Source organism: Brevibacillus parabrevis, from assembly GCF_022701015.1.
In the GTDB taxonomy this organism is placed as follows: Bacteria; Bacillota; Bacilli; order Brevibacillales; family Brevibacillaceae; genus Brevibacillus; species Brevibacillus parabrevis.
This window is the reverse complement of record NZ_CP064090.1, coordinates 1,880,781-1,907,551: the sequence shown is the minus strand read 5'-3', so window position 1 is coordinate 1,907,551 and position 26,771 is coordinate 1,880,781. Positions and strand designations below refer to the sequence as shown.

Here is a 26,771-nt window from a genome sequence, read left to right as displayed (position 1 = left end):
CGTTCCGTTCATTTTGAGCGTTGCACTCGTGTTTGTGGGACTGTGGATTCGCAACGGCATTGATGAAACAAAGGATTTGGATTTTGACAAATCCTGACCGAAAGGATGAGAGTCATGCTCATTTTGAGCCGGGAAAATATCGAGCAAATCTACACGATGAAAGATTGCCTGGAAGACGTGGAACACGTTTTTCGCGAGCATATGCAAGGAAACGTAACGACTCCGGTGCGCACCGCGGTTGACCATCCCAAATACGATGCGACCAGCTTGTACATGCCGTCTTACTTGGCGAGCGATGATTACGTCGCGGTGAAAATCATCAGCATTTTTCCGCAAAACCATAAACACAACATCAAGTCTTTGCAAAGCGTCATTGTGCTGACGGAAGCCAAAACGGGGCAGCACGTCGCCATGATGGATGCCAGCCTGCTGACCGTCATGCGGACCGGGGCGAGCAGCGGTGTCGCCACCAAGTATTTAGCCGCAGAGGATGCGGACAGCTGCGCGGTGCTTGGCTGCGGTGCCCAGTCGCTCGGGCAAATCCAGGCTGTCATGGAAGTACGGGCGCTGCGCCATATTTACTTGTACAACCGGACGCGAGCCAAAGCTGATGAAATGAAACAAAGCCTGCTGGCGCTCTATCCGGATTGGCACGGAGAGATCACGGTGGTGGAAAACGCCGACGAAGCCGTCTCGCTTGCCCGGATCGTCATTTGCAGCACCAAGGCGACCGAGCCGCTGTTTGCCGCTTCCAGCCTGCGTCCTGGTACCCATATCAACGCAATCGGCGCGTTCCTGCCGCACATGCGGGAAGTCGATTCGGCCACCGTACAAACCAGCAAAGTCGTCGTCGATACGCTGGAAGGTGCCGAGCACGAAGCTGGCGATTTGCTCATTCCAATCGCGGAACAAGAGTGGAGCTTTGCTCAATTGCACGCTGAACTGGGAGAAATTTTGATCGGGCAAAAGCCGGGGCGGGAAAATAACGCAGAAATCACGCTCTACAAATCGGTCGGAGTCGCTTACCTGGATACAGCGGTAGCCAAGACCGTGTACGAGCGGGCAAAAGCTGCCGGAATCGGCACTGCAGTCTCGTTATAGAACCGTACAGCCGCCAAAGCGCTTCAAGCTTGGCGGCTGCTTTTTTGCTTACAGCAGGCGGGTGATGGCATCGAGTATTTGCTCTTTCTGAAAAGGCTTGACGACAAAGTCGCTCGCGCCAGTCTTCATGGCCTCCAAAACCTTTTGCCGATGCCCGACTGCCGAACAGATCAACACTTTGGCATCCTGATCGTAATCGAGAATCTCGCGCATGGCCTCAATTCCATGCATGTGCGGCATCGTGATGTCCATCGTCACAATGTCCGGCTTCAGTTCCTTGTATTTCTCAACAGCCTCCAAACCATTGCACGCTTCTCCGCAAATCTCGTGTTGCTCGCCTAGCATATCTGTCAACATCCTTCTCGTGAAGGCTGCGTCGTCTACAATCAGCAACCGGGCCATGGTGTCCTATCCCCTCACATCTCGCTCGCATTTCTCTCTATTACTTTTGCAGAAATCGCAAGCCTTGTCCACGAGAGAAAATGACTTCTTTTGTCGAAATGAACATTCGGCGTTTTCGACGTTTACGGACGAAAACCGATCGGCTCCGTGGTTTCGCCTGAGCCTTGTTCACCTGTTGCTTGCCCCGCTACTACTTTCGCTGCCTGCGGACTCTCGGGCTTGGGATGAGGAGTAGTCTCTGTGATCTCTGGCAAATCGACTTGCCGTACTTCATCCGGTATATCCGGCTGCGGGATTTCCACGAAATCCTTCTCCATGCGAAAACGCCTCCCTTTTTCTCTGCTTTTTGCCTTAATAGGCTGTCCTGATCTTGCCTTTCCATGCACCCCCACTCCCGTCATTATTTTCCTCATTTTTTCATCGCGCTACTTTTCCGATATAATAGGAGTGCACTTGTTTACCGTCTCACGATCGAACGCTTGTTTTTTAAAAGGGGAAATTTTTCCATGCCAAAGCTGAAGCCTTTTTTCGCCCTGTTTACCTTCCTGGTTGTCGGGCTGCTTCTGCTCATTACCAGTCAGTTTTTTACCAGCATGAAACATTTGGACGAAGTGATCAATGACCGCGGGCCTTCTTCTGAAATATTGCGCGTTGCCTTGTTGCTGGAAGGGCCAACCTACGATCAGGGCTGGAACAGCAGCGCGATGGAAAGCATTACGGAGATGCAGAAAAGGTTCGGCTTTTCACTGGAGATTGCCAACAATATCAAAGCCGATCAAATCACGAATGTGGCGCAAAAATACGCAGCAAACGACTATGATCTCATTTTGGGGCATGGGGTGATTTTCTCCGAGCCGTTTACCAGTGTCGCACGCAAGTATCCGCAGACCCGCTTCATCTCCTTCAACGGTGAAGCCCCGCATTCCAACCAGACGACGATTCGCTACGACATGAAGCCTGCCGGTCAGCTCGTCGGCATGCTGGCGGCGAAAATGTCCCGCACGGGCAAAGTCGGCTATATTCTGGTCGACAAGCCGCCGGAAATGGCTCAGGCGGAAGGCTTTCGCGCAGGAGTCAAAAAAGCTGCGCCCAACGCGGAAATCGTGATCGGGAAAGTATCCGACTTCAATGACATTGAAAATGCCGTACAAAAAACGCGCGAGATGATCGCTCACGGTGTCGATGTCATCTACACCACCGGAGACAGCTTCAATCTCGCCGTCATTACCGAAGCACAGCGCTCCAAGGTGTATACGATCGGCTATATCGCCGACCAGCGCTACATCGCGCCGGACTATGTGCTCGCTTCCCTGGTGCAAGACGTGCGGCAATGTTATCGCATTATTTTCGAGCAGTACATGGCAGACAGACTCCCGAGCGGCAAGGTTGTCTACGGTCTGGCCGAAGGCGTGAACCACTTCAGTCCGTTTGGCCCGATGGTGCCCCCGGAGGTTCGCGCAGATATTGAACGGGAATTGCAGCACTTTATTTCTTCCCGTGGCTCGTTTGGAGGTTAATTGGCATGTCCCTGTTCAGCAATCTTGGATTTCAGAAAAAAATGATGCTCAGCTATCTCGTCATGATGCTGCTGATCGGCTGCGTCACTACCCTGTTCAGTTACCATATGACAAAGGTTACTTCCGACGAAGTGCACCTGACTCAAAACGTTTTGCCGCAAACGAGCGCTCTTTTAGAGGTCAAAAACCAGATATACACCAAGACATTCGCCCTGAACATGTACACTTTGACCCGCGACGAGTCTTATCTCGACCAGTATTACACCAATTTGATCGACACATCCCGTTTCGCCTCGCTGACGAAAACAGAGGAAAACAGCGGCTTGTTCTCCATCATTGAATCGATTTCCAAGCTGGATTTTCTGTTTTTGAACAAAATCAATCCGCTGCTCAAGGCAAACAATGTGCCCGCTGTCAGCTATGTGCTCAGCCAGGAAGTCCAGCCGTTGATCAACCAGCTGGAACGTGAATTGTCGTTCTCGCTCAATCAACTGGAGTACAAGACAAACAAAGAGTTTCAGCATACAAACGAAAGCATTCGCGTATCGCTGATTCTTACTTACACGGTCTCCGTAGCTGCGATTTTGTTCGGGTTTTTCTGCACCTTTTACTTCCGCAACGAGCTGCTTCGTCCCATCGAGTCGCTCATGAAACAAGTACGCGAGGTGTCCAAAGGGACGTTTGGCCAGCAAATTATTTATACCCATCATGACGAATTTAGCGAGTTGGCCCAGGAGTTCAACAAAATGTCGAGCAATATCGCCAATTTGTTCGCCCAGGACGCCATGCAGCGTCAAATTTTGACGGAAGAAAAAAATATTCGCGAGCAGATTCTCAACTCGCTTCCTGTCGGGATCATCACGCAACCGCACGCCGGGGCGAGCATCCACGTCAACAAACTGGCACAGCATCTGGTCAAAGTCGACGAGGCCGGGTATCCGATGTCCAAAGCCGCTTCGTTCACGGCGTCAACAGACAGCGAGGATGCCCCCTGGTTCGTCAATCGCAAAATGACGCTGTACAAGCAGGATGACTCGCCGTTTACCGCTCTCGTCTCGTATGTGCCGCTGCACAACCAAAAGCACGATCAAGACTCGGGCTGGATGGTCGCTTTTCTCGATATTACGGAGCAAGAACAACTTCAAGAATACTTGAACCAATCGGAAAAACTGGCGATGGTCGGGCAGCTTGCAGCCGGAGCAGCGCACGAAATCCGCAACCCGCTCACCGTTATTTACGGCTTCATTCAATTGCTCGAACAGCGCTTGTCCGATCAGGAGCGGGATCGCTACTACCTGCCGCTGATCTTGCAGGAAATTGAGCGGGTCAACCGGATTGTGACGGAGCTGTTGATGCTGTCCAAGCCGTCCAAGCCGGACTATCGCGAAGTGAATCTCGCAGGTGTCGTCCACTCGATTCTGCCGCTGATGAATGCCGAAGCCATGCTGCACGGCATCCAGATTGTCGACCGCTGTGCGCCCAATATTCGCCTGCACGTCGATGTGGAGCAGCTGAAACAAATTTTGCTGAATCTGATGAAAAACAGTATTGAGGCCATGAAAGAAGGCGGCATTCTTTTGATCGAAAGCCACCTGGACGATAAAGCCGTGCATATTCATGTAAAAGATACGGGTGAAGGGATTCCGGCGGAGTTTCTCGTGCGGATTTTTGATCCGTTCTTCTCGCTGAAAGAAGACGGCACCGGACTTGGCTTGCCGATCTCGCGCCGCATGGTGGAAAACCACGGCGGCGACCTGCAAGTAAAAAGCAAGCTGGGGCAAGGAACAGAAATCATCATCACGCTGCCCCTCGACCCAAAAGTGGACTGAGTTACGCTGTTTACGCGTTAGCTGGCGCGATCCGCTCCTGACCGCGCTCGTCCAGCCAGGCGAACATGTTTCGTGTATACTTTTCGATTTCTTCTCCGACGAACAGATGGCTGGCCCCTTCCGCCAGCCATTTTTCGTGCCAGACGCCAGCCTTTTGCAACGCGGCTGCCAGCCTGTGGGCATGCTCGACGCTCACATTTTCATCTTCTGTGCCGTGGATGATCAACACCGGACAAGCGATCTCGCCTGCGCGATACAGCGGGGTGCGGTCGCGGTACGCTGCTTCCTGCTTGTCGGGATGGCCAATCAGCCTGCGCAACATTCTGCGCATGTCCACCCGCTCTTCGTACGTCAAAAACATGTCGCTGACCCCGCTCCAAACGACAGCAGACAGCAAGCCTTTGCATTCCATCGCCGCAAACAAAGCCATGACCCCGCCGCGGGAAAAGCCGTACGCGCTGATCCGCCGGGAATCGACGATGTTCAGCTTGCGCAGCAGCTCGTAGGCTGAAAAGACGTCCTGCCGATCCGCCCCGCCAAATTCGTCCCGTCCCGCACAGCCTTCATTCCCCCGATAGTGCGGGGCGAGAACGACATAGCCAAAGGCAGCCATCTGGCTGATCCGCTCCGGTCTGACCCGTCCGATTCCTTTGATCCCGCCGCGGCAATAAAGCAGCGCGGGAAGCCTTGTCTCTTCCGCCAGAAAATGCTCCGGCACCGCCAAAAGCGCTTTGACCAGCAGATCGTCGCTATAATAGCTGACCGTATAGAGCGCGACCCCTGAGACGACGCTCTCTTCCGGCGCAAAAGCGACAAAGGGGGCAAAATCAACCTGCATCCTGCTCACGATTCCTCTCTCTGCTGCCCCGGCGCCAGCTTTTCCACAAGGAACTGCATGGACGGCGACAGCCATTTCTTTTTATGATGCACCACCTGAATGAAAAACGGAGGCTTGTCGCTGCGAAAAGGCACGCCAGCCAGCAAGCCTTCCGCCTGTTCTCTTTTCACAGCCATGGACGGCAAAAGCGCCACCCCCAGACCGCAGCGCACGCACTGCTTGATCGCTTCCGGGTTGCTGAACTGGCAGGCGATTCGCGGCGTTATTCCTTGCTCGCCAAGCACCTCCGTAAGCATCCCTCTGTACGTGCAGCCTTCTTCGGTGAGGATAAGCGATTCGCTCGCCAAATCGCGGGCTGTCAGCACAGGCAAGCTCGCAAGCCGATGTTCGGGAGGCATGACGATCACCAGCTCCTCCTGACGAACGACCTCTGCCACCAGCTCCTTGTCTGTACAGCGGCGATCGAAAATGATCCCGATGTCCAGGTAACCATCGCGAAGCTGCTGCAAAATCACCTCTTCACTCGCCGTCCGCAGCACGAGATCGACCGCCGGATATTGCTCACGGAAGCTTTGCAAGTACGGGGGCAAAAAGAAAGCAGCAAGCGTATCAATCGTGCCAATCGCAAGCGGGCCGCTCGCCTGACGGTTCACGATGTCTTTAGATTCCCCATATAGCCGGATCATTTCCCTCGCATACGGCAACAGTGCTTCTCCCGCCTGAGTCATGCGCAGCCTGCGTCCGTAGCGCTCAAACAGCGGCACTCCATAGGATTGTTCCAGCTTTTGCATCTGGGCAGTCACTGTCGGCTGCGCATAGCCAAGCTCCTCCGCCGCCCGCGTAAAGCTGCCCCATCTGGCTACCTCGCGAAACGTATGCAAATACACCAGCTCCATCGACACACCTCCTGTTCAATCATAGAAATCACTGATGTTTATTATCAAATAGTATAGATAACTGTGATGATTCGATCAATGCTAAGCTGAAGTCATCCCGAATCAAGGAGGAATGAACGTGTCTGTCGTATTGCAAATTCCGGCCGCGCCCCCGGCGCAAGCCCATCGCCATTTTCTCGCCAAGCTCTCTTTGGAAACAGACGTATCAGATGTCTGGAATGACCTGCAAAACGGCGTGGCGGATTATATCATCGTCGATGCCCGCAGCGAAAAAGCGTATCAGGAGTGCCACGTACCTGGCGCCATCTCGTTGCCCCACGCGCTTATCAGCGGGGAAACCACTGCGTTTTTGGATCGCTGCAAGCTGTTGGTCGTCTACTGCTGGAGCCCTGCGTGCAACGGTGCGGCAAAAGCGTGCGCCAAGCTTGCGGAGCTTGGCTTTTCCGTCAAGGAGATGCTCGGCGGGATGGAATATTGGCAGCGTGAAGGGAATCGGATAGAAGGAAGCATTTTGCCGGAAAAAAATCCTCCCCGTCCGCTTTTTAGTGAATAGGCGAGCAAGCATTTTGCATCACACGCCGAGAATCGTTACCTTTGTCACCTTGTCCAAGAGCTACAGGTGCAAAGCGTGGAAGCGGACAAGTGACAGCGCAAAAGAGCCCTCCTGCACGAAGGGCTCCTTGCTTTGTTTAGGCTTTGGCTTTGGTTTTAGTTGCCGTTGGCGACGTTGGGGACTTTGCTGCGCTCCGCTTGCCAGGAAAGCTCCTGCACGAGCTGCTCCACAGAATCTTGCAGCCGCTGCGCCGCTTCCTCCTCCAACGAGTTTGCCCCGTCCTCGCCTTTTTTCACCAGCGAATCGAGGATAAAGGCACCCGCCAGCAAATGTCTTGCGTCCAGTGCGGACAATACTGGCTTGAGAGCGTAATCGATCGCCAGCAGATGGGCGATCGTCCCGCCGATTGCCACGGGCAAAATCACCTTGTTCTCCAAAGCTTTTTGCGGCAGCAGGTCCAAATACACTTTCAGCACACCGGAATACGCCGCTTTGTAGATCGGGGTCGCGATGACGAGCGCGTCTGCCTCGGCGATCCGCTCGTTGGCCTGTACGATAGCAGGACTGTCAAAACGAACGTGCAGCAAATCGTCCGCAGGCAAGTCGCGCACATGAACCCAGTCTGTTTCGTGTCCAGCTTCCAGCAACAATCGATCTATGTAGGTCAGGACGGTGTCCAGTCTGGAGCCTGCATAGGGACTTCCTGATACAATCACGAGTTTTGCCATAGCTTGATCTCTCCTTTTTTATTTGGCAAGCAGCGATGTCCCTGCCTGCCGCGCAAGTTTGTCGATTTCCTCAGTTCCTGTGCCGCATCGGGCGTTTGGCCCGCTTCCTTTTTTCCGATCCGTTCTTGTTGCGCTGAATCCATGCCAGCCCTGCGGCTTTTTACCCGCCGTAATGATCCCGCCATTTGAGCCATTTTTTCTCCAGGTAGCGCACCAGCGAATCCGTCGCCTTGCCGACCAGCGCAAAGATCACGATTCCTACAAACACGATGGACGTTTGCGAAAATTGGCGCGCATCCATAATCAAGTAGCCGACCCCTTCGCTCGAACCCATCAATTCTGCCACGACCAGTCCCAGCCAGGCAGCACCCAGAGACAGCCGGACACCGAGCAAAATATTCGGCAGCGCTGCCGGGATAATCAGCTTGGTAATTTGCTTCCAGCGGCTGAACTGCAACACTCGGGCGACGTCAAACAGCTTGGCGTCAACACTGCGTATCCCGAGAAATGTATTTACGTAGAGCGGAAAAAATGCTCCTTTGGCAATCAACAGCACCTTGGACAGCTCGCCGAAGCCAAACCACAAAATAAACAGCGGAATCACCGCCAGATGCGGAATCGTCCTGAGCATTTGCACCGATGGATCGAGCGAATGCTCCACCCGATTGGAAAAGCCTACCGCCAGTCCTGCCAGCAGTCCGATTGCTCCGCCGAGCAAAAAGCCTGTCGCCGCCCGCATGATGCTGATTTGCAAATGTCCAAGCAGCTCCCCGCTCGCCAAAAGCTCGCCCGCCGCAGTCAAAATTTGCAGCGGCGTCGGCAGCATAGTCGCCGACACCATGCCCAATTCGCCTGCCGTCTGCCAGACGATCAGGACAACGACGGGCAGGATCAAGCCTTTTAACCAGATCGCCAGTTTGGTGCTGTTGCCTGCCCTAGCTTTTGCTTTCGTCGGCAGGACGGGTTTGGCCGAAGCGGTCGCGGCGACCGAGATTCCCTCTGCTTGATTGCTCATTCTCTTTCACCTCCGTCAAATCCCTGAGCTATCGACCAATTCCAGTTCGTCCACCTTTTCGAACTCGTTCAAGACGAGATGGCGCAGCTCCTGAAAGGAACGGTTTGCCTTTTTCCGGGGAAAAGGCAGATCGACAGGAACGATGCGCTTGATGGAGCCCGGGTGTGCGTTCATGATCACGACCCGGTTGGCCAAGTAGATCGCTTCGTCGATATCGTGTGTCACGAAGATCATCGTCGTCTTGTTTTCCTGCCAAATGTCGAGCAGGACTTCCTGCATGTGTGAGCGGGTAAAGGCATCCAGCGCTCCGAACGGTTCGTCCAGCAAAAGCACCCGGGGATTGCGCAAGAGCGCACGGGCGATCGCCACCCGCTGCGCCATGCCGCCAGACAGCTCGCGCGGATACGACTTGGCAAATCCTCCGAGTCGGACGAGCTGGATCAGCTCATCTACGCGCTCGCGAATCGCCGGATTTTTGAGCGACAGGTTGGCGGCGATGTTTTTTTCCACCGTCAGCCAGGGAAAAAGCCGCGGCTCCTGAAAAATGAAGCCTTTGTCGATACCGGGACCGCTCACTGGCTGTCCGGCAAGCCTGACGCTCCCGGCGTATTCCGTGTCCAGCCCCGCGACGATTTTCAGCAGTGTGCTCTTCCCGCAGCCGCTCGGCCCGATGACGGTGAGGAACTCGCCTTCCTTTACAGTCAGCCGGATGTCGCGGAGCGCCTGCGTCGCTCCTTTGGACGTCTCGAATGTCTTGTCGAGTCGGGTGATCTCCAGCAGCGCGGTCATACGCCGACTCCTTTTGCCTGCTGTCGTTGCTCCAGCTTCTGTTTGACGACAGGCAGCAACAGCTCGCCAGTGATCGCCGCTTCCTCCAGATGGGGGTACCCGGACAAAATAAAAGACGAGATGCCCAGATCGATGTATTCCAAAATGCGTTCTGATACTTGCTCAGGGGTACCTACCAGCAGGACGGCACCGCCGCCGCGCACGGTCGACAGGCCAGACCACAGATTGGGACCAATCACGTAGTTGTCTTTTTTGGAGCCTTCCCGCAGCTCATTTTGCCGTTTTTGTCCGATGGCATCGGTGTGGCTGAACCGCTGGCCGGACTGCTGGAGCGCCTGCGGATCTACCTTGCTGATGATTTCCCACGCTTCTTTCCACGCCTCTTCCTCCGTCTTGCGCACCAGCACCTGGGCGCGAAGTCCGTAGCGCAGCTCGCGGTCGCGGCCAAGCTCTCGCTTCAGCTCCTCCACCTCGGCAATCTGCTGGCGAATCCACTCCAGCGGTTCCGCCCACATCAAGTAGACATCGGCTGTCTGGACCGCAACCCTTTTGCCTGTGGGCGAGCTTCCCCCGTAGTAGAGCGGCGGGTGCGGCTGCTGCACGGGAGCAGGCAAGCTCGCCCCTCCCTTGATCTCATAAAAGCGACCGGAATAGTGAAGCGGCTGCGCTCCCTGCTGAGCGGTCTGGTTGCTCGCCAAAAACCGCTCCGGCTGGGCGTGCGAATTTGTCCAGACGCTTTTGACAATCTCCAGAAACTCCCGCGTGCGCTCATAGCGGCCGTCGTGATCGTGGGCGAGCGGGTCACCCGTGGCGAGCAAATCTTGCGGGCTGCCGCCTGTCACGACATTAATCAGTGCCCTGCCGCCCGACACCTGATCGAGCGAAGCAGCCATCCGCGCAGCCAACACAGGGGCGATCAGCCCGGGACGCATGGCGACCAGCGGCTTGAGCACCTGTGTATGGGCAGCGATCGTAGCCCCGACGATCCAGGAATCGATGCAAGCTCCGCCAGTCGGAATCAAGGCAAAAGTAAAGCCTGCCCGCTCGGCTGTTTGCGCCACCTGAACCATGTAGTCAGCAGTCGACTCGCGCTCCGGCTCGACGCCGATATACTTGCCGTCTCCCGTCGTTGGAATAAACCAGCCAAATTCGGCTTGTTGCTTTGATTTCCCCATCGGCTCCACTCCTTTGAATTGATTTGGAATGAAAAAGAAGGCACAGTCGCGGTCATCTCCGCAACTGTGCCTCCAGTTTTCTGGTTGGCAAAACTCAATAATTCACACTTGATTAGTCGGTATTGTGCGCAATCGTATCATCGGCTTCCAGCGGCTGTCAATAGGGTCAACAAAAAATTTGCTCCGCTATTCCGGCTATTCTTACTATATTGCATATTGGGATTGACTCTTCTCCCATTTGTTGCTATCATCCATTTCATACTTTGCAACTCGGAATTATCCTTTTACCGACCAGACCACTGGAGGTCTCCTTCCAACAGCGAACGATTGCTGTTTGGGACGAGGCCTTTTGTGCGTCCTGCACTCCCAATTTTTCTATGAGGTGATACACATGGGCAACCAAAAACGCACGCTCCACCTGAACTTGTTTTTGTCGAGCTTGGGTCATCATGAGGCGGCATGGCGCCATCCTTCCTCCCGCGTGGAGGATATCATCGACTTTTCCCACTTTCAGCGGCTGGCGCAAAAAGCGGAGCAAGCCAAGCTGGATTCCCTCTTTTTGGCCGACCGCTACGCCACCTCGCGCAAAGCTGTCAAGTACGGGGCGATCAGCGGACTGGAACCGCTCACCCTCCTGTCCGCTCTCGCCGTCGTGACCAGCCGGATCGGGTTGATCGCTACGGTCTCCACCAGCTTCAACGAACCGTTCAACCTCGCCCGCCGCTTTGCTTCCCTCGACCATCTCAGCAAAGGCCGGGCGGGCTGGAACATCATCACGTCCGGAACAGATGGCGAGGCGCAAAATTTCAACTGCGAGCGAATCCCCGAGCATCACCTTCGCTACGAACGGGCGGCAGAATTTCTCGATGTCACTCTCAAGCTGTGGGACAGCTGGGAGGCCGACGCGCTAATCCAGGACAAAGCCTCGGGCATTTACGCAGACAACAGCAAGGTGCACGAATTCAACCACAAAGGCAAGCATTTTGCCGTGCGCGGCCCGCTGAACTTGCCGCGCTCTCCCCAGGGACGGCCACTGCTCGTCCAGGCCGGATCTTCCGAGGACGGAAAAGACTTCGCCGCCCGGTATGCCGAAGCCATTTTCACCGCACAGCAATCGCTGGCGGACGCCCAGGCGTTTTACGCCGACGTCAAATCGCGCGTCGCCCGCTACGGACGCTCCCCTGAACAAGTCGTCATCCTGCCTGGCATTTGCCCGATCATCGGCGAGAGCGCGGCAGAGGCAAAAGAAAAAGAGGCGCAGTTGCACGAGGTGACGCATCCCGCCTACAGCCTGCTGCAACTATCCAATCGCATCGGCTACGATCTGTCCTCCTACCCATTGGACGGCCCGCTGCCCGAGCTTCCCGCAACGGAACAAATCGCCGGGCATCAGAGCCGCGCCCAGCTGATCCGCGATTTGGCCGAGCGGGAAAGCTTGACGCTTCGCCAACTGCTGCTTCGTCTCGCCGGAGGTCGCGGCCATCGGACAATCGCAGGCACTGCCGAGCAAGTGGCGGACGAGTTGGAGGCGTGGTTTACCCAAGGCGCGGCAGACGGCTTCAACATCATGCCGCAGTTGACGAACGGAGGGCTGGAGGACTTCATCGACCAGGTCGTGCCGAAGCTGCAACAGAGGGGGCTGTTCCGCACAGAGTACACCGGGCACACCTTGCGCGAGCATTACGGGCTGGATGTTCCAGCCAACCAGTTTGCCAGTGCGCCACAAGTCCATTAGGACACCCATAGACCCACAGAAAAGAAAGGATGAACAAACATATGCAGTCTTCCCCGAAAACAATCGGCTGGCTCCGCCTGATCGTCGTCCTGTCCCTGCTGTTGTTGAGCGCTTGCGGCAAAACAGCAGCACCCGAGCAACAGCAGACTGTTGCCGCCAGTGCAGAGGCAAAAGAAAAAGTCGTCGTAAACATCGGCATTCAAGGCAGCACCGGGATTTTCTCCTACGCCAGGGACAAGGGCATTTTTGAAAAAGCTTTTGCCCAAGCCGGAGCCGAAGTAAAGTGGCATGAATTTGCCAGCGGTCCTCCCCATTTCGAAGCGATTGCCTCCGGGCGGCTCGACTTCGGCGCGACAGGCGGCACTCCGGTCGTCTCTGCACAAACCGGAGGTGTCGATTTCAAAGCGATCGCCGTAACGAGCGACGGCAAGCGCAACAACGCGATCGTCATTCCGAAAGGCAGCCCGATCACCGATATCAAACAGCTCAAGGGCAAAAAGATCGCCGTCGCCAAAGGCAGCAGCGCCTACAACTTCCTGTACATGGTGCTGAATCGGGCCGGGCTGAACGACAAGGACGTGGAAATCATTCACCTTCAGCCGGATGAAGCGCGGCCCGCCCTTGACACCGGAGCCATCGATGCGTGGTCGACTTGGGAGCCTTACGTGACGACCGCTGTCGTGCAGACGCAGGCCAAGACGCTCGTGACAGGCGACGATCTGAACATTTTCGCTCCCGGATTTTTGATCGCGCGCACTGGCTTTACCGCAGACCACCCCGAACTGACGGTCCTGTTTCTCAAAACGTACGAAGAAGTGCGCCGCTACTACGTCAGCCACCTCGACGAAGTAACGGACGAATTTGTCAAAACCAAGAAGCTGGAGCGGGAGATCATCAGCAAGGTTTTGCAAAATTCAAGTCCCATCCTCTCCCCGATCACGCCGGAATTTGCCAAAGCGCATCAGGAGCAGGCCGATTTTCTCTTCTCCGTGGGCGCGATCAAAAAGAAGCTCGACACTTCCCAAGTATTGGAGAGCAAATTCGTCGAGCAGGCGTTGAAGGAAGTCGGGAACTAACCCTGCTGCCGTGCAATGCTAGGCGAGATTGGAGTTCCAAACACGTTACGATGCAAAATGACTTTAGGGATTTTCAGCGGGAAGGGAGATGAGACGGAGGCACTTCGTCATCGAGCGTGGTGATGCGCATAAGATGAATCTCTCGCAATTTGTTCGTTCAAAAATGCGCAAAAAAGACAGGGAAGCTCCCTGTCTTTTTTGCTTTAGTGTCAACCTCGTAAAAAAAAGGACGGGATGTCCCGTCCTTTTTCTGTTATCACAAGGCTTAGTAGCCACGTTTTGCGTTCTTTTTGTTGATAGTCGCAAGGTTCTCTTCGCTGTGCTTCAACCATTTTTTCAATTTGTCCTCGAAGGAAGCTGCGTTGTCGCGTTTTGCATTTCCTCCGCGATCGCCTCCACGATATCCACCACCACGGCGCTCTTCACGCTCCGGACGCTCAGGCGCTGGGAGTGCGGCGCGAACCGAAAGCGAGATTTTACCTGCATCATCAATGGAGAGAACTTTTACCTTTACTTGTGCCCCCACGGTAAAGTGATCATTGATATCTTTTACAAAACCGTTTGCTACTTGGGAAATGTGGACCAGCCCCTGCTCGGTTTCGCTGACTGCTACGAACATCCCAAACGGTTTAATCGCTGTCACTTTTCCTTCGATGATGCTTCCCACTTGTACTGCCATCCAGTTTGCACTCCTTTTATTATTTCAGAAAAATGGTGAGAACCTCAAACCAGAAGCCTCATTCTCCTAGTATAGCAGAGAAATTCCAATACTGAAAAGCCTATTCTTTCTAGATGACGCACTTCATGCTAGTGAAAAGACAGCTGGTACGCGTCTGTAGCCATTACAAGCTCTTCGTTGGTAGGAATTACCATGACTTTGACCGGAGAATATTCCGTACTGATAAATGCTTCACCTTTGCTGCTGCGATTGGCTTCGCGATCCAGATTGACCCCGGCAAATTCCAGTCCGGTGCAAACCATTTCGCGTACGGTAGAACTATTTTCTCCAACACCTGCTGTAAAAATAATCCCGTCTACGCCATTCAGTCGCGCCAAATACAGCCCAATATGTTTATGCAAAATCGTTGTGAACAATTCCAGGGCAAGCTGGCTGCGATAATGTCCCGCTTCTGCCTTTTCCATAACGTCGCGCAAATCGTTGGACACACCGGATACGCCCATCAATCCGCTCTTGTTGTTCAAAATCGTAATGGCTCCGGCTGTATCCGTTTTTTCGATTTCTTCAATATACGGAATGATCCCGGGATCGATGTTGCCGCTGCGGGTTCCCATGGACAGTCCCGCCAAAGGCGTCATTCCCATCGACGTATCAAACGATTCTCCGTAGCGAATCGCGGTAATGCTGACCCCGCTGCCGATGTGGCAACTGATCAGCCGCAGCTGTTCTTTCGGACGGTTCAACATCTCTTCGGCGCGGCTCATGACATAGCGGTGAGACGTGCCGTGGAAGCCGTACTTGCGGATTCCGTAATGCTCGTAATACTCGTATGGCAGCGCGTATAGATAGGAGGATGGAGGCATGGTCTGGTGGAACGCTGTATCGAAAACAGCTACGTGTTTCACGTCGGGATAGATGCTTTGGGCGACTTCGATCCCGAGCAGGTTGATCGGATTGTGCAACGGTGCAAAGCGGGACAGGCTGCGAATCTCCGCTTTCACGCGATCGTCCACGACGACAGACTGTTTAAATGCTTCTCCGCCGTGCACGACCCGGTGGGAGATAATATCAATTTGATGTTGCTTTAATGTTTCAAACACGCTGCGAATCGCATCCTCGTATTCGTCGCGTTGGATTTGCTGCAAGTAATCCTGGGCAATCAGTTCTTTGCCCGGCATGGAGTAAAGCTTGTACTTAACCGAGGAGCTGCCGCAGTTCAGTACGAGCACGTTCTTTTTGTCTGACACGAATCTCATCCACTCCCTAATCGTTCAATAAGCAGCTGCCCCGGTCAGGATGGCTGCCGCTCACTTCATTTTATAATGATATGTTCTTCGTGAATACATGTAATTGAGAAGAATTATCAACAACATCGTGACAGATCCGGCTAAATCCAGCAAGACGTCATTCACCATGCCTGTCCGATCCGGGGTAAAAGTCTGATGCCACTCGTCCAGAACAGCCACAAGCAGGCTGCAAAAGGCGCTCCATGGCAGGGCGACCGCAAACGAAAGACGGTGGGAAAAAACGCGATAGAAGCTGAAAGCCAACAGCGCGAACACGGTAAAATGCGTTCCCTTGCGAATAAAAAACTCGATAAAGCCCGCCGCTCCCTTGTTCTCGACGCTGATTTCCTTGCCGGCATACGGAACGGATACCCCTTCCATCCGCTCATTCCAGCTTTGTTCATCGACTACCTTGGATATCGTCCCCCGCAAATCTTGTTTGTAGTATGGCTGGGAGGACGACAGGAACAGTCCCACCAAAATCGCAGCCAACAGCAGATAATCCAAAAGCTTTTTCAATCGGCGCAAGCCAGGTTTCCCTCCTACACTCGTTTCTCCTCTCATCTTACCCGAGATTTCCCGAAAAGTCCTTGCCGAGCCTGTGAACAAAACCGTCGCGGCGGTTTTTCCTCTTTTCGGGAGCAAAAGTGGTGGGCGCAGGCGGTCGCGGCGGCTTTCCCTCTCTTCGGTAGCAAAAGCGTTGACCGCAAGCAGACGCAGCTGCTTTACGAATGCCGCTGAGCTGTTTTCACAGCAAAAAAAGACGCCAGCCGTTACGGCTTGGCGTCGTCTGTTCCCGTTGGCAACGGCAAGAAGTCCTCTTTTGCCAACTCTCTTTTCTTGTTTGCGGAACCATCCTGCGCTTCCTTGCGCATTTCTTGCGCCAGTTGCTGCTGTCTCTTTTTCCGCGCTCGTGCGTCACTGCGGCGAATCCGCTCATTTTCCTGCCAGTCCCGAATGCGGCGCACCAGGACGGGAATCGACACATCCGACTGGGCGGCCTCTCGCCATTCAGCCGCATGCTGCATGCCAGGCACAAGCACAAGAGTGGCAAACAGCGCGAACACTGTCCCGAACAACAAGGCACTGGCGAACGATACGAATGTTTGCCCATCCGCGAGCGAGCCTGCGGCAATCGGCAAGCTTGCCAGCACGATGGCGATCGCTATCGCTGCGGATGTGGCCCACGAGCGCTGCATGCCGCTGCGCACTCCGTTCCAAATACTCGACTGCTCGCTACTTGCTGCAAACATGTCATCGAGCTGAACCAAGGCCAGCGAGAGAAGCACAGCGCAAGCCGCAGCCACTCCGTAAAAGCCCATCAAATTCATCGGATGATCCAGCAAAAGCAGTCCCAGCGTGACGCCGCCCGACAACACAGGCAGCAAGAGGAGAGCAAACCAGCCATCCCGCGCCCGTCGTTGCACCAGAAGGCTGGTCAAGAGCACAAGCGCGACCATGGCGAGCATGACGATCAGACGTCCGCTCCAGTCTTTGTCATCGGACTGCTCTTCACGCAGTTTCTTCAGCTCATCCTCGTTCAGTATGGTGTAGCCTTTTGGAACCGTGATTTTTTCTTGCATGGCCAGCGGCAAATTGTACGCCATGCTGTCAATCCATCTTGCATCTGCGATGGCGCTGCTGACCTTGAACACGTACATGCCATCCTCCCGCTGATAAACCTGCGGCTGCTCCCCGCTCGACCAGTCGACCAGATCAGACAGGCGAACCGCCCCTTGCTGCGTGCGAATCAAAATATGTCTGACTTGTTCGGAATGGTCCATCCACTTGTCGGGAAAGCGGGCAATGACTGAAATATTGCGGTCGTTGACGAAAATGCTGCCCGCCTGTTTTTCGCCGAGATAGCTTTGCAGCTGGCGTTTGATTTCTTCCTCACTCACACGATAGCGCGCCAGCATGTCCGGTTTCGGGCGAATATCGATAAACGCGGTATTTTGCGCCGGACCGATCCGCTCATCTGTGACGATTTCCCGATTGTCTCTGTCCCGCCAGCTCATTTTTTGCAAGTAAACGAGAATTTCCTTGGCAATATGCTGCGTCGTCTCCATGGAAGGTCCCTTGACCGTGAACTCCAGGCGCGTCTTTTGCTCGCTGTTGACGACGAGCGCGAACGGGTCTGTCTGCGGAATGTCGCGGAGCTGCTTGTCCAGCTCCTTTTCCAGATCGTATACGGAGCGAGTCCACTTGGATTTGTCTGTCAGCTTGACATGCATGGTCAAGCGCTCGCGGGAGGCATCCGTATACAGATCAGCTACTTCCGGCAGTTGGCGCAGCCGTTCCTCCGCACTTTTCGCCGCTTTGATGGCATCGTCGATGTTGCTTTCCTGAACCATCGGCAGCGACAGTGTCTTCTCTTTTGGCGCCACTTGCGCAAAAGGATCGACTAGCACAAACGATTGCAAAAGCAAAACAAAAACAACCGATGCGACGAGTGTGAGTCCAAACGGCAAGTAGCCTTGCTGCACCATTTTCTCCCAGCGGACCGTCAGAGCACGCGTCACTTTTCCCGGCGTTCGAGGGATGTTCTCTCCTGCGTCAGCTGGCTCCGGTTCCGCCAGCCATGTCGCTGTCAGTACCGGGATGATCCAGCCATACACCAGGGCAAAGCTCGCTGCGCCGAGAGCGATGACAGGCCAGGCGTCAAACAGGACGGCTTTATCCTCCGCTTTGAGCATGTCTGTCATGACGATGGTGAACCAGGCCGCTGCCATCACCACGAGCGCGAGCAGCAGCGGCTTCACGACCGTCCAGGCTGTTTTCAGGCTTCCCGGGAGCGAATAGGCGCCAAGCCTGTCCAGGCGGGAAAAGAAAGTCGCGCCTGCGACGAGGTAAACAAGCACAAACACAAGCAGCGGCCCCAACGCGGAAAAGGTAAACTTCATTCCAAAGAGCCACAGCGCCCCCAAAACGGTTCCGCTTGCCATGAATACAGCCAAAAGCGACAAGGCGGCAGGGCCGATCCTTTTCAAGGAAGCGAGCAGATAAAGCGCGATGAGAACAGCCGCCACGCCGACAAGCAATGTCAGCTGAGCAACCGCCGCAGAGATCGGTTGCGCCCGATCGTCGAACAGTGTCAGCTCGTATTTGCCGCCTGCATCGGTATTCAGCTCCGCCATCATCTTCGCAGTCTCTTGCCGGATGGCAGGAACTTGCCCCACTTCCGAAGCGTAAACCGATATGCCGACTGCCGGAGAACCTTGATAAACGCTTATCTCCTCGCCTTTGCTTCCTCTTGTGTCGCGAATATCAGCGAGCGTTTTCAGCGGCACATACCCTTTGCCTGTAGAAATCAGTTGCTTGCCCAGCCCCTGCGGCCCTTCTGTCTGACTCGTCCAGGTAAAAGCTGTGCGATCCGCCGTCTTGCCAACCGTCCCGATTTGTTCGCGAATCACATCCTGCGGAAGCTGGCCCAGCACATCCTCAGGAGTCAAACCGTACGCCAGCAGCATCGACGGGCGAAAAACGATCTCGATCTGCTCCCGGACGGCTTGACCGTCGATCTCGACGCGAGCAATGCCCTGCGCCTGGATCAACTTTTCATAGACGGTATACCGCGCCACATCGGAGAGCGTCTGAACATCGCTGCCGTGAAGCAAGTAAAACCCGACCAAATTGTCTCCGAGCTTCTCCTGGCTAATGCTGTATTCCTTGACAGGCAGTGTCTTCATGATCTCGGACACCTTCTGCTCCAGGCGGTCCTTGTAGTCAGAGCCGAGATTTTCTGTCGTTTTGACCGTAATCGTTCCCGATCCGGCACGAGAATCAGAGGAAATCTGCACAGCACTGCCCAGCGCGCGTACCGCCTCCTCTACCTTCCGCGTTACGGATGACTCTACCTGATCCGCTGTCAGTCCTGACGCAGTCAGGTGAATCGTATACTCCGGCAATCCCCTGTCGGGAAACGTCGCCACATCCAGTCTGAACAAGGCGCCAATCGCGAGCAGACAGAGAAGCACGGCCTTCCAGCGGGCCAGAGCAGGCGCAATGGCTAAAAACGTTTTGTTATTCATCCGCCACCTTCACCGCCTCGCCGTCCACCACATAGGAAAGACCCGCCCCTACAATTTGGTCGCCCGGCTCAAGTCCCTCCAGAACTTCATAAAACGTACCGTGCAGCGCCCCTACTTTTACAGGCGTCTTTTCCACTGTGTTTTCCTTGATTTTCATTACGTAATATTCTTCATCGGAGATGCCGATGCTTGCGACCGGAACGATCGGCGCATTTTTTCCGGCTACCGGGTAGTGGCAAGTCACGGTCATGCCGCCTTTCCAGTTCACAGCGCTTCCGTCGACGGTCACTTCAACCGGATAAGCCCCCACATTTTGATCCATGACAGGTGAAACAAAAGTCACTTTCCCTTCCGCCTCGCTGCCATCTGCCGATTTGACCTGCACCGTTGCTCCGGTTTGCCACAAGCCGATCTGCTCGCTGTCTACCTGAAGCTTGACGATCCAACTGCTCGTATCGACGAGGCGAATAACCTCGCTGCCCGGTCCGGTTTGTTCGGACGAAAGCTGCGAGACGGCTGCGACGACACCGGAAAAAGGCGCTTTCAGTACAGCATCGGCAGCCTCTTGCTTCGCGCGGCTGAGCTGAACGTTGGCCTGGCTCACACCGACCTGTGCCTCTTCGACATCCAGTCGGTCTGCGCCCTTCATCAGTTTGTTGTACGCGATCTCCTCTTCCTCCAGGCTGAGCTTGGCTTGCTTCTGTGCCAGAGCCAGCCTGTCCAGCTCGTCTTTGGCGATCGCCCCGTTTGCAAACAGAACAGTCGCTTGCGCATACTCCCGCTCCGCCTTCGCCGCAAGCTCCTTCGCCTTTTCCACCTGGAGCTTTCTCGTCTGAATCTCGTGGCTCTCCGGGCCTGACAGTGCCTTGCTGCGCCGGATATTCGCACTGGCTACTTGCCCGGCTGCCGCCTGAATCCCCGCTTGCAAACTGGATTGATCCAAGGTCGCCAAAGTTTGGCCCGCTTTCACGCTCGCCCCTTTCTGGACGAGAATGCTCGCGATTTTCCCGGAGGTGCCAAACGAAAGCCCCAGCTCCTGCTTCGGCATGACCACGCCTGCTGTCTCCAGCATTCGCGCTTCCTGGTTCTCTACCACTGTGTAAGCACTTACCGTTTTCACCTTGATTACAGTCTCTTCTTCCATCCGTTTAAGTTCTCCGGTTCTTTGATCCAGCTTTTCGCAGCCTGTCAAAAGCAGGACAATGATCGAGAGGCTAATCCATTTTTTCATACTTTCACTCCTGCACCCTTGCGTAATGCGCCTCCTGGTGGCAGCGTAGCCCCTGCTGACCCTTCGGCAAAAATCAACGGTTCTGAGCAATCATTAAGAAAAATAATTGACAAAATATATTTTACAGAAAATAAAAACAGTTGTATCACTTTTCTGTCATTTTTTATATTTTTTTATTATCGGCCGAACTTTCGTCACTTGTTTGTAACTCGTATCCTGTATGATGAAAGGGCGGAAATATTCAAGCAACTGTCCACTTGCTTGTGAGCGCTTACAAAATCTTTTTCTCGCGTCAACGACATTTTTTCATGGTGGGAGTGATCGTCATGGCAAAAATTTACTCTTCTTATGCGGACATCGTGGCTGATATTCACGATGGAGCTACACTGCTGGTAGGCGGCTTCGGGCTGGTCGGCATTCCAGAAAATCTGATCATCGCGCTTCGCGACAAGGCCGTTAAAAATTTGACTGTCGTCTCCAACAACTGCGGCGTGGATGATTGGGGCCTCGGCCTGCTCCTGCGCGAAAAGCAAATCAAAAAAATGGTTTCCTCCTACGTCGGGGAAAACAAGGAATTTGAACGTCAATTCCTCTCGGGAGAGCTTGAAGTAGAACTGACCCCGCAAGGCACGCTGGCAGAGCGCATCCGGGCTGGCGGCGCAGGCATCCCTGCTTTCTACACTCCTGCTGGCGTCGGCACCCCGATTGCCGAAGGACGGGAAACGCGTTCCTTCAACGGCAAGGAGTATTTGCTTGAGCATGGGATTACGGGCGATTTTGCGCTGATCAAAGCGTGGAAAGCTGACAAGATGGGGAATCTCGTCTTCCGCAAAACGGCGCAAAACTTCAATCCGATGATGGCTGCCGCCGGAAAAATCACGATTGTCGAAGTGGAAGAAATCGTGGAAACAGGCGAGCTGGACCCGGATCACATCCATACGCCAAGCGTGTACGTCCAGCGTCTGATTCTCGCTCCTTCGTTTGAAAAACGGATCGAGCGCCGCACGGTCCGCTCCTGACCTGACGATCGGATCACATACAAGCTCATTTTTAGGGAGGAAACCATTATGTCGCTTACTCGTGAGCAAATCGCCACTCGTGCTGCACAAGAAATCGAGGATGGCTTTTACGTAAACTTGGGAATCGGGATGCCTACACTGGTTGCCAACTACATCCCGGAAGGAAAAACTGTCGTCCTGCAATCGGAAAACGGGTTGCTCGGCATCGGGCCTTATCCGACCGAAGACGAACTTGATCCTGATCTGATCAATGCCGGAAAAGAAACCGTTACGGCGATACCGGGCGCTGCTTACTTTTCCAGCGCGGAATCTTTTGCGATGATCCGCGGCGGCCACATCGACCTCGCCATTTTGGGAGCGATGGAAGTTTCCGCCGAGGGTGACCTGGCAAACTGGATGATTCCGGGCAAAATGGTCAAGGGCATGGGCGGAGCCATGGATCTGGTGCATGGGGCGAAAAAAATCGTCGTCATCATGGACCATGTCAACAAGCATGGCGAGACAAAAATTTTGAACCAATGCGCGCTCCCGCTTACAGGCAAAAAAGTGATCAACCGCATCATCACGGACAGAGCCGTCCTCGATGTCACACCGGATGGACTCGTTCTGGTCGAAGTCGCGGAAGGCTACACCGCGGAAGACATCCAGGCATGCACCGAGCCGAAGCTGATCATCTCGCCTGAGCTGAAAACGATCGGTCTGTAACTTTGTCTGCTCTCCTGCGCCGGAAAATGAAGCGCAGATGAATCATCGCCATACCCTCGGCCCCGGCTACCGCACAGGTGACGGGGTCTTTTCTTTGAGAGCTGCACCCGCGCAGTCGCTTCCTTCCCTCATTCGGTATATAATACGTACACAAAACCAAATTCCCAACATTTGAGAGGAAGAGATCAAGATGTCAGGAACAGTCGGTTGTCTTCTCATCCACGGATTCGCAGGAGACATCAACGACATTTTGCCGCTCGCCAAAGTGCTGCGCGAGGCTGGCTACCAGGTGGAATGCCCTACTCTGGAAGGACACGGGACGACTCGCCGCCAAATGGCACGGAGCACGCGCAACGACTGGCTTCGCTCTGCCGAAGAAGGCTACAAGCGCCTGTCCATGCGCGCCGAGACGATCGTCATCATCGGCTTTTCCATGGGCGGCCTGCTCGCTTTTCATCTGACGACCCGCTACCCTGTCGAGCTGTTAATCACCATCAACACACCATATAAATACTGGGATGTAAAAGAAGCCTTGCACTATTTGCGCGAAGACTTCCCCACCCATTCGCGCCGCTACATAAGAAGCATCGGCCGCATCCCGGTCAGCAGCATGCTCCAGTTTCGCCGACTGTTGTCCGAAACAAAGCCGCTTTTGCGCCAGGTGAAGACGCCGTATTACTTGTTGCAAGCGATGCGCGACGATACGGTCCACGCCGTCAGCGCGCAACTGCTCGCAACCAGCGTGGACCAATCCGCTTCGCCGCAAATCACCTGGTACGAGCATTCGAATCACATGCTTTTGCACGGCCCGGACAAGGAAGCGGCGATTCACGATGTGCTCGCGACGCTCAAGGAACGCTTCCCTGACTCCCCTGCCCTCGTCTGACGCTCCAAGACAGCGCGATCAGGAAGAGCGCAATCGAGAGTCCGAGGTACATGACGGGCAGGCCCGCGTGCTCATCCAGCCAAAACGCAATCAGCGGGCCCAACGCCGCTCCGAGATCGGTAATGACGGAGTAGCAGGTCATCACGGCCGTGCTGTTTGTCTGTCCGGCTGCTTCGTCGGCCGCCAGCGTATCCATTACGGTCGTGATGATCGTCGCCGTCAACTGGATGCCGAGCAAAACCGCGAGCCACGCCTCCAGAGGCAGACCGCCCTGAATGCAGGCAAACAGGAGCGAGCCTGTCAAAAGGGTCGCGACGAACATTTTTCTCCGGCCGTATCGGTCCGCCAGCCTGCCGACTACCGGGGCTGCCCACGGTTCCCAGCACCAGCGAACGCCTTGGGCCAGACTGGAAAGAACAGCGGCTCCCAGTACCAAGCCCCCAAGCACAAGCAGCGGTGTTCGCTGCTCGATGAGCCTGCTCAATGTCGAGGCAAACATCCCTTGATACACCATGGTGACCAAAAGCGCGGTCAGCATGGTCTTTTGTATGCTTGCCTGCCGCCACAAACTTCGTGACGGTGACGCCCCTGTCTCCTCCACATCTACCGCCGTTTGGTTGGTGAAGCTCGGGCGAATAAACAGGAAGACGAGCACAAGGGCAACAAGCGAACAGCAGGCGAGCACGAGCGCAGCAGGCAACAGGCCGTACCAGGTGGCGAACAGCGCTCCGGCGAGCATCCCGCCAAGGCTGCCCAGACGATACAAGCCGTTGTACAACCCCATCAGTTGTCCACGGTTATGTCTTTCCGCCACCGTCACAATCAACGAGTAAGCCCCCAGCCGCAAAAACGTCCAGGCGACACCCCACAAGGAGCGCATCGCCAGCCACAGCCAAAAACCTTGAAAGCCGTACGACAAAGTCGTCACAAAAGCCAAAATGACCGCCACCACCAGCCCGGCACGCCCGCCTGTCCGTTCGTACCATTTTCCGACCAGCGGGCCGAGCGGAACACGGATCAAGCGGTTGATCGACAACAGCACGCCTACTTCCCACAGCGAGTCCAGCCCGGCCTCCTTCCAATAGAGCGGCAAAACCACGTACAGCATGGAATCCCCCAGCATGCAAAGCGCTGTGATCAAAGCCACAGCGATGACTTGCCTTCTCCCGCTGATTTCTCTCATCTTTTGTTTGCTCCTTTACTCCTTGCCTTCTATCGCTTACCATACAAGGAATCATTCATCCGATCTAATACATATTCATACACGATTCATAAGTAATGATTATGAATGAAGGAGCGAGCAGCCAAATGAACCTGCATGCCTTGCGCATTTTTGTCGAAGTCGCCTCACGCCAAAGTGTCACTGCCGCGGCAGAAGCGCTCGCGATCAGCCAGCCTGCCGTAAGCGCCCAAATCCGCAAACTGGAGAACGAGCTGGGCTTATCGCTGCTCGCTCCCGACGGGCGGGGAATTTCGCTCACCGATGAAGGGCGGTTTCTGTTTGAAAAAGCGCGCCGCATCTACGACTGGGAACGGGAAATCGAATCCCAGCTGGCCGAGATCAGACAGGGCGAAAAAGGCAAGCTGCGCATCGCTTCCACCTACTTGCCCTCGAACTACCTCGTCCCGAAGTGGCTGGCTGAATTTAAACAGCACTACGAGCATGTCGACGTGGAAATCCGCACCCGCAATTCGCTGCAATCGATTGAGCTACTGCTGAGCTGCCAGGTCGACCTCGCCATCGTCATCAAAGAAGCGTGGGAGGATGATCTGCCCATCGATCGCGTCCACATGACAGATGTGCTCTACTGGTTCATCCTCCCCGCAGCCCATCCGTTGGCAGGCAAAGAAATCAGCATCGAGCAGCTCGTCCAGGAACCTTTTTTGCTCCGCGAACAAGGCAGTTCCACGCGCGAATGGCTGTTCTCCCTCTGCCGCGAGCACGGCGTCAGACGCCCGCGGGTCGGGCTGCAATACCACGGACTGATCGAGTCGATCCAATCTGTACGTGCAGGGTACGGAACGATGCTGGCCCCGGCGCTTGCTGTCGAGGAAATGGTCGAGCGCAACGAAATCGGGCGCGTAACCGTGCCCGGCGTCGAGATCAAGCGCCCGGTCTACATCTGCACGCGTGCAGGGGAAAGCAGCCATCGTCCTGTGGTGGAGCGGTTTTTGGAGATGGTATTGGGGAAGGGCGCCGTTTCAAATAAAAAAGCTGATCCTCAGTAAAAAGCTACTGTAATGGATCAGCTTTTGATTGGATTAAGGCTATTGCTGTGGCTTAAACGTTCCTTTATTGAGGATTCTGGTCTACTTTTCCTCCACAGATGTTAAAGCCCAAGATCGCTGCTGTTCACTTTCTGACCTCAGGCTTTTATTTTTATTGCTGTCCTGCTCTTTCAAGACTAATTCAACAGAAGTTCCCGTTCCATCATTTCGTTGAAAGACGATAATCGTTTCGCTTAAATCATCTTTAACTAGAAGCATGGGCATCAAGTCGCCTTCTTTTCGCACACTGTTAACAGCTTGGAGAATAGCATCAGAGTAACTCATTCTCTCTTCTGCCGGTAATTGCTCTAAAATGACTTTTCTATCGAAATAATCGTAAGCAGTATATTGGTCGGTATCAATATCAAACTTGTTAATCGATACTTCCCATGATTTCTGAAGTTTTTCATTCAATTCAGCAGGTCGGGTGCTTTCTGCAGCTACAAATTTTTGCGGCTTGCTGGGAGTAGCTTTTTCACCAGCCAGAGCAAAAGATCCAAGAGCGCCAGCAATCCCCGCCACAACTAACAAAGAAACAATTGCTTTTCTTTTCATTTCGTATCATCACCTTTTTTCAAAATTTTATTAATGCGGATAGTAATCCCGAGTGTCAAGTTGATCGAATGCTCCTTCAGTTTTAGATCTATACCATTTATGCGTGGTATATCCTTCGATAAAGTTATCACCTTTGGAAGATTTCGCTGCTTCAACCATTGCCTCAGCTTCGTTTCCATATTTCATGCTAACTTTCGCTGAAGAGTCATTGTCAATATATTTCCCATCACGATAAACTTCAATATATGATTTCCCCCACAAATCATCGTCTTCAGAGTCAGTTATTCCCTTGCAATAAAATTCTGGGTATCCACCTGTCTTTCCACACTTTGTTCTAGTGTCACTTCCCCACGAAGCAAAAGCTGAAGTAGCTGAGAAAATAAAAACTAAACTCAATACCCAAGCTGCTATCTTTTTCATTAGACTTCACACCTCTTATTGTTACAAAAATGGTTTT

Annotated in this window: 27 protein-coding genes; 10 read left to right on the top strand and 17 right to left on the bottom strand. The window is 54.3% G+C overall.

Features of this window, described 5'->3' with window-relative positions; translation table 11 throughout:
• Positions 1 to 114: 114 nt before the first annotated feature.
• The gene (locus IRJ17_RS09040) at positions 115 to 1,101 is read left to right on the top strand and encodes an ornithine cyclodeaminase family protein (protein ID WP_122964376.1); all 987 of its coding nucleotides are present in this window, start codon (positions 115 to 117) and stop codon (positions 1,099 to 1,101) included.
• A gap of 48 nt (positions 1,102 to 1,149) precedes the next feature.
• Here IRJ17_RS09040 and IRJ17_RS09035 read toward each other — a convergent pair whose 3' ends face one another.
• On the bottom strand, positions 1,150 to 1,503 hold the full coding sequence (locus IRJ17_RS09035) for a response regulator (RefSeq protein ID WP_122964375.1): 354 nt from the start codon (positions 1,501 to 1,503) through the stop codon (positions 1,150 to 1,152).
• Positions 1,504 to 1,625: 122 nt separating this feature from the next.
• Positions 1,626 to 1,820, bottom strand: a complete 195-nt coding sequence (locus tag IRJ17_RS09030) for a hypothetical protein (RefSeq protein ID WP_122964374.1) — start codon at positions 1,818 to 1,820, stop codon at positions 1,626 to 1,628.
• A gap of 189 nt (positions 1,821 to 2,009) precedes the next feature.
• Between IRJ17_RS09030 and IRJ17_RS09025 the strand changes: the two genes are divergently transcribed.
• Both IRJ17_RS09025 and IRJ17_RS09020 read left to right on the top strand, forming a co-directional pair.
• Positions 2,010 to 3,020 carry a BMP family ABC transporter substrate-binding protein gene (locus tag IRJ17_RS09025; protein WP_173596683.1) on the top strand — a complete coding sequence of 337 codons (1,011 nt, stop codon included), beginning with the start codon at positions 2,010 to 2,012 and terminating at the stop codon, positions 3,018 to 3,020.
• 5 nt (positions 3,021 to 3,025) lie between these two features.
• Entirely contained in the window at positions 3,026 to 4,849 is a 1,824-nt protein-coding gene (locus IRJ17_RS09020; protein ID WP_122964372.1) for a sensor histidine kinase, read from the top strand.
• A 10-nt stretch (positions 4,850 to 4,859) separates the two neighbouring features.
• Here the strand turns inward: IRJ17_RS09020 and IRJ17_RS09015 are convergent, their stop codons facing one another.
• Both IRJ17_RS09015 and IRJ17_RS09010 read right to left on the bottom strand, forming a co-directional pair.
• Positions 4,860 to 5,687: an alpha/beta hydrolase family protein gene (locus tag IRJ17_RS09015; protein ID WP_173596768.1), complete on the bottom strand. Its 828-nt coding sequence runs from the start codon at positions 5,685 to 5,687 to the stop codon at positions 4,860 to 4,862.
• Between the two features lie 5 nt (positions 5,688 to 5,692).
• Complete coding sequence (locus tag IRJ17_RS09010; protein WP_173596682.1) at positions 5,693 to 6,583, bottom strand: LysR family transcriptional regulator; 891 nt, start codon at positions 6,581 to 6,583, stop codon at positions 5,693 to 5,695.
• Between the two features lie 118 nt (positions 6,584 to 6,701).
• Here IRJ17_RS09010 and IRJ17_RS09005 point away from each other — a divergent pair, with 118 nt between their 5' ends.
• Positions 6,702 to 7,136, top strand: coding sequence for a rhodanese-like domain-containing protein (locus tag IRJ17_RS09005; RefSeq protein ID WP_242774413.1), 435 nt, complete (start codon positions 6,702 to 6,704; stop codon positions 7,134 to 7,136).
• Between the two features lie 155 nt (positions 7,137 to 7,291).
• Here IRJ17_RS09005 and ssuE read toward each other — a convergent pair whose 3' ends face one another.
• The 5 genes from ssuE to IRJ17_RS08980 are packed head-to-tail and all read right to left on the bottom strand — an operon-like array spanning position 7,292 to position 10,843.
• Positions 7,292 to 7,864 carry an NADPH-dependent FMN reductase gene (gene ssuE, locus IRJ17_RS09000; protein WP_242774411.1) on the bottom strand — a complete coding sequence of 191 codons (573 nt, stop codon included), beginning with the start codon at positions 7,862 to 7,864 and terminating at the stop codon, positions 7,292 to 7,294.
• Entirely contained in the window at positions 7,849 to 8,007 is a 159-nt protein-coding gene (locus IRJ17_RS08995; RefSeq protein WP_242774409.1) for a hypothetical protein, read from the bottom strand. The genes ssuE and IRJ17_RS08995 overlap by 16 nt, the downstream gene beginning before the upstream one ends.
• 17 nt (positions 8,008 to 8,024) lie before the next feature.
• Entirely contained in the window at positions 8,025 to 8,879 is an 855-nt protein-coding gene (locus tag IRJ17_RS08990) for an ABC transporter permease (protein WP_242774407.1), read from the bottom strand.
• Positions 8,880 to 8,894: 15 nt separating this feature from the next.
• The gene (locus tag IRJ17_RS08985; protein ID WP_242774405.1) at positions 8,895 to 9,668 is read right to left on the bottom strand and encodes an ABC transporter ATP-binding protein; all 774 of its coding nucleotides are present in this window, start codon (positions 9,666 to 9,668) and stop codon (positions 8,895 to 8,897) included.
• A complete protein-coding gene (locus IRJ17_RS08980; protein ID WP_242774403.1) occupies positions 9,665 to 10,843 on the bottom strand; it encodes an LLM class flavin-dependent oxidoreductase in 1,179 nt (392 codons plus the stop codon). The genes IRJ17_RS08985 and IRJ17_RS08980 overlap by 4 nt, the downstream gene beginning before the upstream one ends.
• 391 nt (positions 10,844 to 11,234) lie before the next feature.
• Here IRJ17_RS08980 and IRJ17_RS08975 point away from each other — a divergent pair, with 391 nt between their 5' ends.
• Together IRJ17_RS08975 and IRJ17_RS08970 are read left to right on the top strand one after the other, a co-directional pair.
• Positions 11,235 to 12,578, top strand: coding sequence for an LLM class flavin-dependent oxidoreductase (locus tag IRJ17_RS08975; protein ID WP_242774400.1), 1,344 nt, complete (start codon positions 11,235 to 11,237; stop codon positions 12,576 to 12,578).
• Positions 12,579 to 12,607: 29 nt separating this feature from the next.
• On the top strand, positions 12,608 to 13,654 hold the full coding sequence (locus IRJ17_RS08970) for an aliphatic sulfonate ABC transporter substrate-binding protein (RefSeq protein ID WP_242774377.1): 1,047 nt from the start codon (positions 12,608 to 12,610) through the stop codon (positions 13,652 to 13,654).
• A 265-nt stretch (positions 13,655 to 13,919) separates the two neighbouring features.
• Here the strand turns inward: IRJ17_RS08970 and IRJ17_RS08965 are convergent, their stop codons facing one another.
• The 5 genes from IRJ17_RS08965 to IRJ17_RS08945 form a co-directional block, all read right to left on the bottom strand.
• Positions 13,920 to 14,333, bottom strand: coding sequence for a S1 RNA-binding domain-containing protein (locus IRJ17_RS08965; protein WP_063230894.1), 414 nt, complete (start codon positions 14,331 to 14,333; stop codon positions 13,920 to 13,922).
• A 128-nt stretch (positions 14,334 to 14,461) separates the two neighbouring features.
• Entirely contained in the window at positions 14,462 to 15,580 is a 1,119-nt protein-coding gene (locus IRJ17_RS08960; RefSeq protein ID WP_122964361.1) for an acetate/propionate family kinase, read from the bottom strand.
• Positions 15,581 to 15,640: 60 nt separating this feature from the next.
• Entirely contained in the window at positions 15,641 to 16,147 is a 507-nt protein-coding gene (locus tag IRJ17_RS08955; protein ID WP_122964360.1) for a VanZ family protein, read from the bottom strand.
• Between the two features lie 245 nt (positions 16,148 to 16,392).
• Entirely contained in the window at positions 16,393 to 19,650 is a 3,258-nt protein-coding gene (locus tag IRJ17_RS08950) for an efflux RND transporter permease subunit (protein ID WP_242774351.1), read from the bottom strand.
• Positions 19,643 to 20,881: an efflux RND transporter periplasmic adaptor subunit gene (locus tag IRJ17_RS08945; protein WP_242774349.1), complete on the bottom strand. Its 1,239-nt coding sequence runs from the start codon at positions 20,879 to 20,881 to the stop codon at positions 19,643 to 19,645. Before IRJ17_RS08945 ends, IRJ17_RS08950 begins: the two co-directional genes overlap by 8 nt.
• Before the next feature lie 326 nt (positions 20,882 to 21,207).
• On the opposite strand from IRJ17_RS08945, the gene IRJ17_RS08940 reads away from it, so the two are divergent.
• From IRJ17_RS08940 to IRJ17_RS08930, 3 genes are all read left to right on the top strand, one after another.
• Positions 21,208 to 21,900 carry a CoA transferase subunit A gene (locus IRJ17_RS08940; RefSeq protein ID WP_122964357.1) on the top strand — a complete coding sequence of 231 codons (693 nt, stop codon included), beginning with the start codon at positions 21,208 to 21,210 and terminating at the stop codon, positions 21,898 to 21,900.
• A 48-nt stretch (positions 21,901 to 21,948) separates the two neighbouring features.
• Entirely contained in the window at positions 21,949 to 22,605 is a 657-nt protein-coding gene (locus IRJ17_RS08935; protein ID WP_063230888.1) for a CoA transferase subunit B, read from the top strand.
• 190 nt (positions 22,606 to 22,795) lie between these two features.
• The gene (locus IRJ17_RS08930) at positions 22,796 to 23,491 is read left to right on the top strand and encodes an alpha/beta hydrolase (RefSeq protein ID WP_122964356.1); all 696 of its coding nucleotides are present in this window, start codon (positions 22,796 to 22,798) and stop codon (positions 23,489 to 23,491) included.
• Here the strand turns inward: IRJ17_RS08930 and IRJ17_RS08925 are convergent.
• Positions 23,454 to 24,674, bottom strand: a complete 1,221-nt coding sequence (locus IRJ17_RS08925; RefSeq protein ID WP_122964355.1) for an MFS transporter — start codon at positions 24,672 to 24,674, stop codon at positions 23,454 to 23,456. The genes IRJ17_RS08930 and IRJ17_RS08925 overlap by 38 nt on opposite strands.
• Before the next feature lie 125 nt (positions 24,675 to 24,799).
• On the opposite strand from IRJ17_RS08925, the gene IRJ17_RS08920 reads away from it, so the two are divergent.
• Positions 24,800 to 25,720: a LysR family transcriptional regulator gene (locus tag IRJ17_RS08920; RefSeq protein WP_122964354.1), complete on the top strand. Its 921-nt coding sequence runs from the start codon at positions 24,800 to 24,802 to the stop codon at positions 25,718 to 25,720.
• Positions 25,721 to 25,801: 81 nt separating this feature from the next.
• Here IRJ17_RS08920 and IRJ17_RS08915 read toward each other — a convergent pair whose 3' ends face one another.
• Together IRJ17_RS08915 and IRJ17_RS08910 are read right to left on the bottom strand one after the other, a co-directional pair.
• Positions 25,802 to 26,314, bottom strand: a complete 513-nt coding sequence (locus IRJ17_RS08915) for a hypothetical protein (protein ID WP_122964353.1) — start codon at positions 26,312 to 26,314, stop codon at positions 25,802 to 25,804.
• A 30-nt stretch (positions 26,315 to 26,344) separates the two neighbouring features.
• Positions 26,345 to 26,734: a hypothetical protein gene (locus IRJ17_RS08910; protein WP_122964352.1), complete on the bottom strand. Its 390-nt coding sequence runs from the start codon at positions 26,732 to 26,734 to the stop codon at positions 26,345 to 26,347.
• Positions 26,735 to 26,771: the final 37 nt, after the last annotated feature.

Excerpts from the sequence above, each read along its gene's own strand:
- IRJ17_RS09040 (WP_122964376.1), top strand. The coding sequence starts at position 115 with ATGCTCATTTTGAGCCGGGAAAATATCGAGCAAATCTACACGATGAAA.
- IRJ17_RS08930 (WP_122964356.1), top strand. The coding sequence starts at position 22,796 with ATGTCAGGAACAGTCGGTTGTCTTCTCATCCACGGATTCGCAGGAGAC.
- IRJ17_RS08940 (WP_122964357.1), top strand. The coding sequence starts at position 21,208 with ATGGCAAAAATTTACTCTTCTTATGCGGACATCGTGGCTGATATTCAC.
- IRJ17_RS08980 (WP_242774403.1), bottom strand. The coding sequence starts at position 10,843 with ATGGGGAAATCAAAGCAACAAGCCGAATTTGGCTGGTTTATTCCAACG.
- IRJ17_RS08935 (WP_063230888.1), top strand. The coding sequence starts at position 21,949 with ATGTCGCTTACTCGTGAGCAAATCGCCACTCGTGCTGCACAAGAAATC.
- IRJ17_RS09015 (WP_173596768.1), bottom strand. The coding sequence starts at position 5,687 with ATGCAGGTTGATTTTGCCCCCTTTGTCGCTTTTGCGCCGGAAGAGAGC.
- IRJ17_RS09030 (WP_122964374.1), bottom strand. The coding sequence starts at position 1,820 with ATGGAGAAGGATTTCGTGGAAATCCCGCAGCCGGATATACCGGATGAA.
- IRJ17_RS08925 (WP_122964355.1), bottom strand. The coding sequence starts at position 24,674 with ATGAGAGAAATCAGCGGGAGAAGGCAAGTCATCGCTGTGGCTTTGATC.
- IRJ17_RS08945 (WP_242774349.1), bottom strand. The coding sequence starts at position 20,881 with ATGAAAAAATGGATTAGCCTCTCGATCATTGTCCTGCTTTTGACAGGC.
- IRJ17_RS08970 (WP_242774377.1), top strand. The coding sequence starts at position 12,608 with ATGAACAAACATATGCAGTCTTCCCCGAAAACAATCGGCTGGCTCCGC.
- IRJ17_RS08910 (WP_122964352.1), bottom strand. The coding sequence starts at position 26,734 with ATGAAAAAGATAGCAGCTTGGGTATTGAGTTTAGTTTTTATTTTCTCA.
- ssuE (WP_242774411.1), bottom strand. The coding sequence starts at position 7,864 with ATGGCAAAACTCGTGATTGTATCAGGAAGTCCCTATGCAGGCTCCAGA.
- IRJ17_RS08915 (WP_122964353.1), bottom strand. The coding sequence starts at position 26,314 with ATGAAAAGAAAAGCAATTGTTTCTTTGTTAGTTGTGGCGGGGATTGCT.
- IRJ17_RS09020 (WP_122964372.1), top strand. The coding sequence starts at position 3,026 with ATGTCCCTGTTCAGCAATCTTGGATTTCAGAAAAAAATGATGCTCAGC.
- IRJ17_RS08920 (WP_122964354.1), top strand. The coding sequence starts at position 24,800 with ATGAACCTGCATGCCTTGCGCATTTTTGTCGAAGTCGCCTCACGCCAA.
- IRJ17_RS09035 (WP_122964375.1), bottom strand. The coding sequence starts at position 1,503 with ATGGCCCGGTTGCTGATTGTAGACGACGCAGCCTTCACGAGAAGGATG.
- IRJ17_RS08990 (WP_242774407.1), bottom strand. The coding sequence starts at position 8,879 with ATGAGCAATCAAGCAGAGGGAATCTCGGTCGCCGCGACCGCTTCGGCC.
- IRJ17_RS08995 (WP_242774409.1), bottom strand. The coding sequence starts at position 8,007 with ATGGATTCAGCGCAACAAGAACGGATCGGAAAAAAGGAAGCGGGCCAA.
- IRJ17_RS09010 (WP_173596682.1), bottom strand. The coding sequence starts at position 6,583 with ATGGAGCTGGTGTATTTGCATACGTTTCGCGAGGTAGCCAGATGGGGC.
- IRJ17_RS08950 (WP_242774351.1), bottom strand. The coding sequence starts at position 19,650 with ATGAATAACAAAACGTTTTTAGCCATTGCGCCTGCTCTGGCCCGCTGG.
- IRJ17_RS08965 (WP_063230894.1), bottom strand. The coding sequence starts at position 14,333 with ATGGCAGTACAAGTGGGAAGCATCATCGAAGGAAAAGTGACAGCGATT.
- IRJ17_RS09025 (WP_173596683.1), top strand. The coding sequence starts at position 2,010 with ATGCCAAAGCTGAAGCCTTTTTTCGCCCTGTTTACCTTCCTGGTTGTC.
- IRJ17_RS08985 (WP_242774405.1), bottom strand. The coding sequence starts at position 9,668 with ATGACCGCGCTGCTGGAGATCACCCGACTCGACAAGACATTCGAGACG.
- IRJ17_RS08975 (WP_242774400.1), top strand. The coding sequence starts at position 11,235 with ATGGGCAACCAAAAACGCACGCTCCACCTGAACTTGTTTTTGTCGAGC.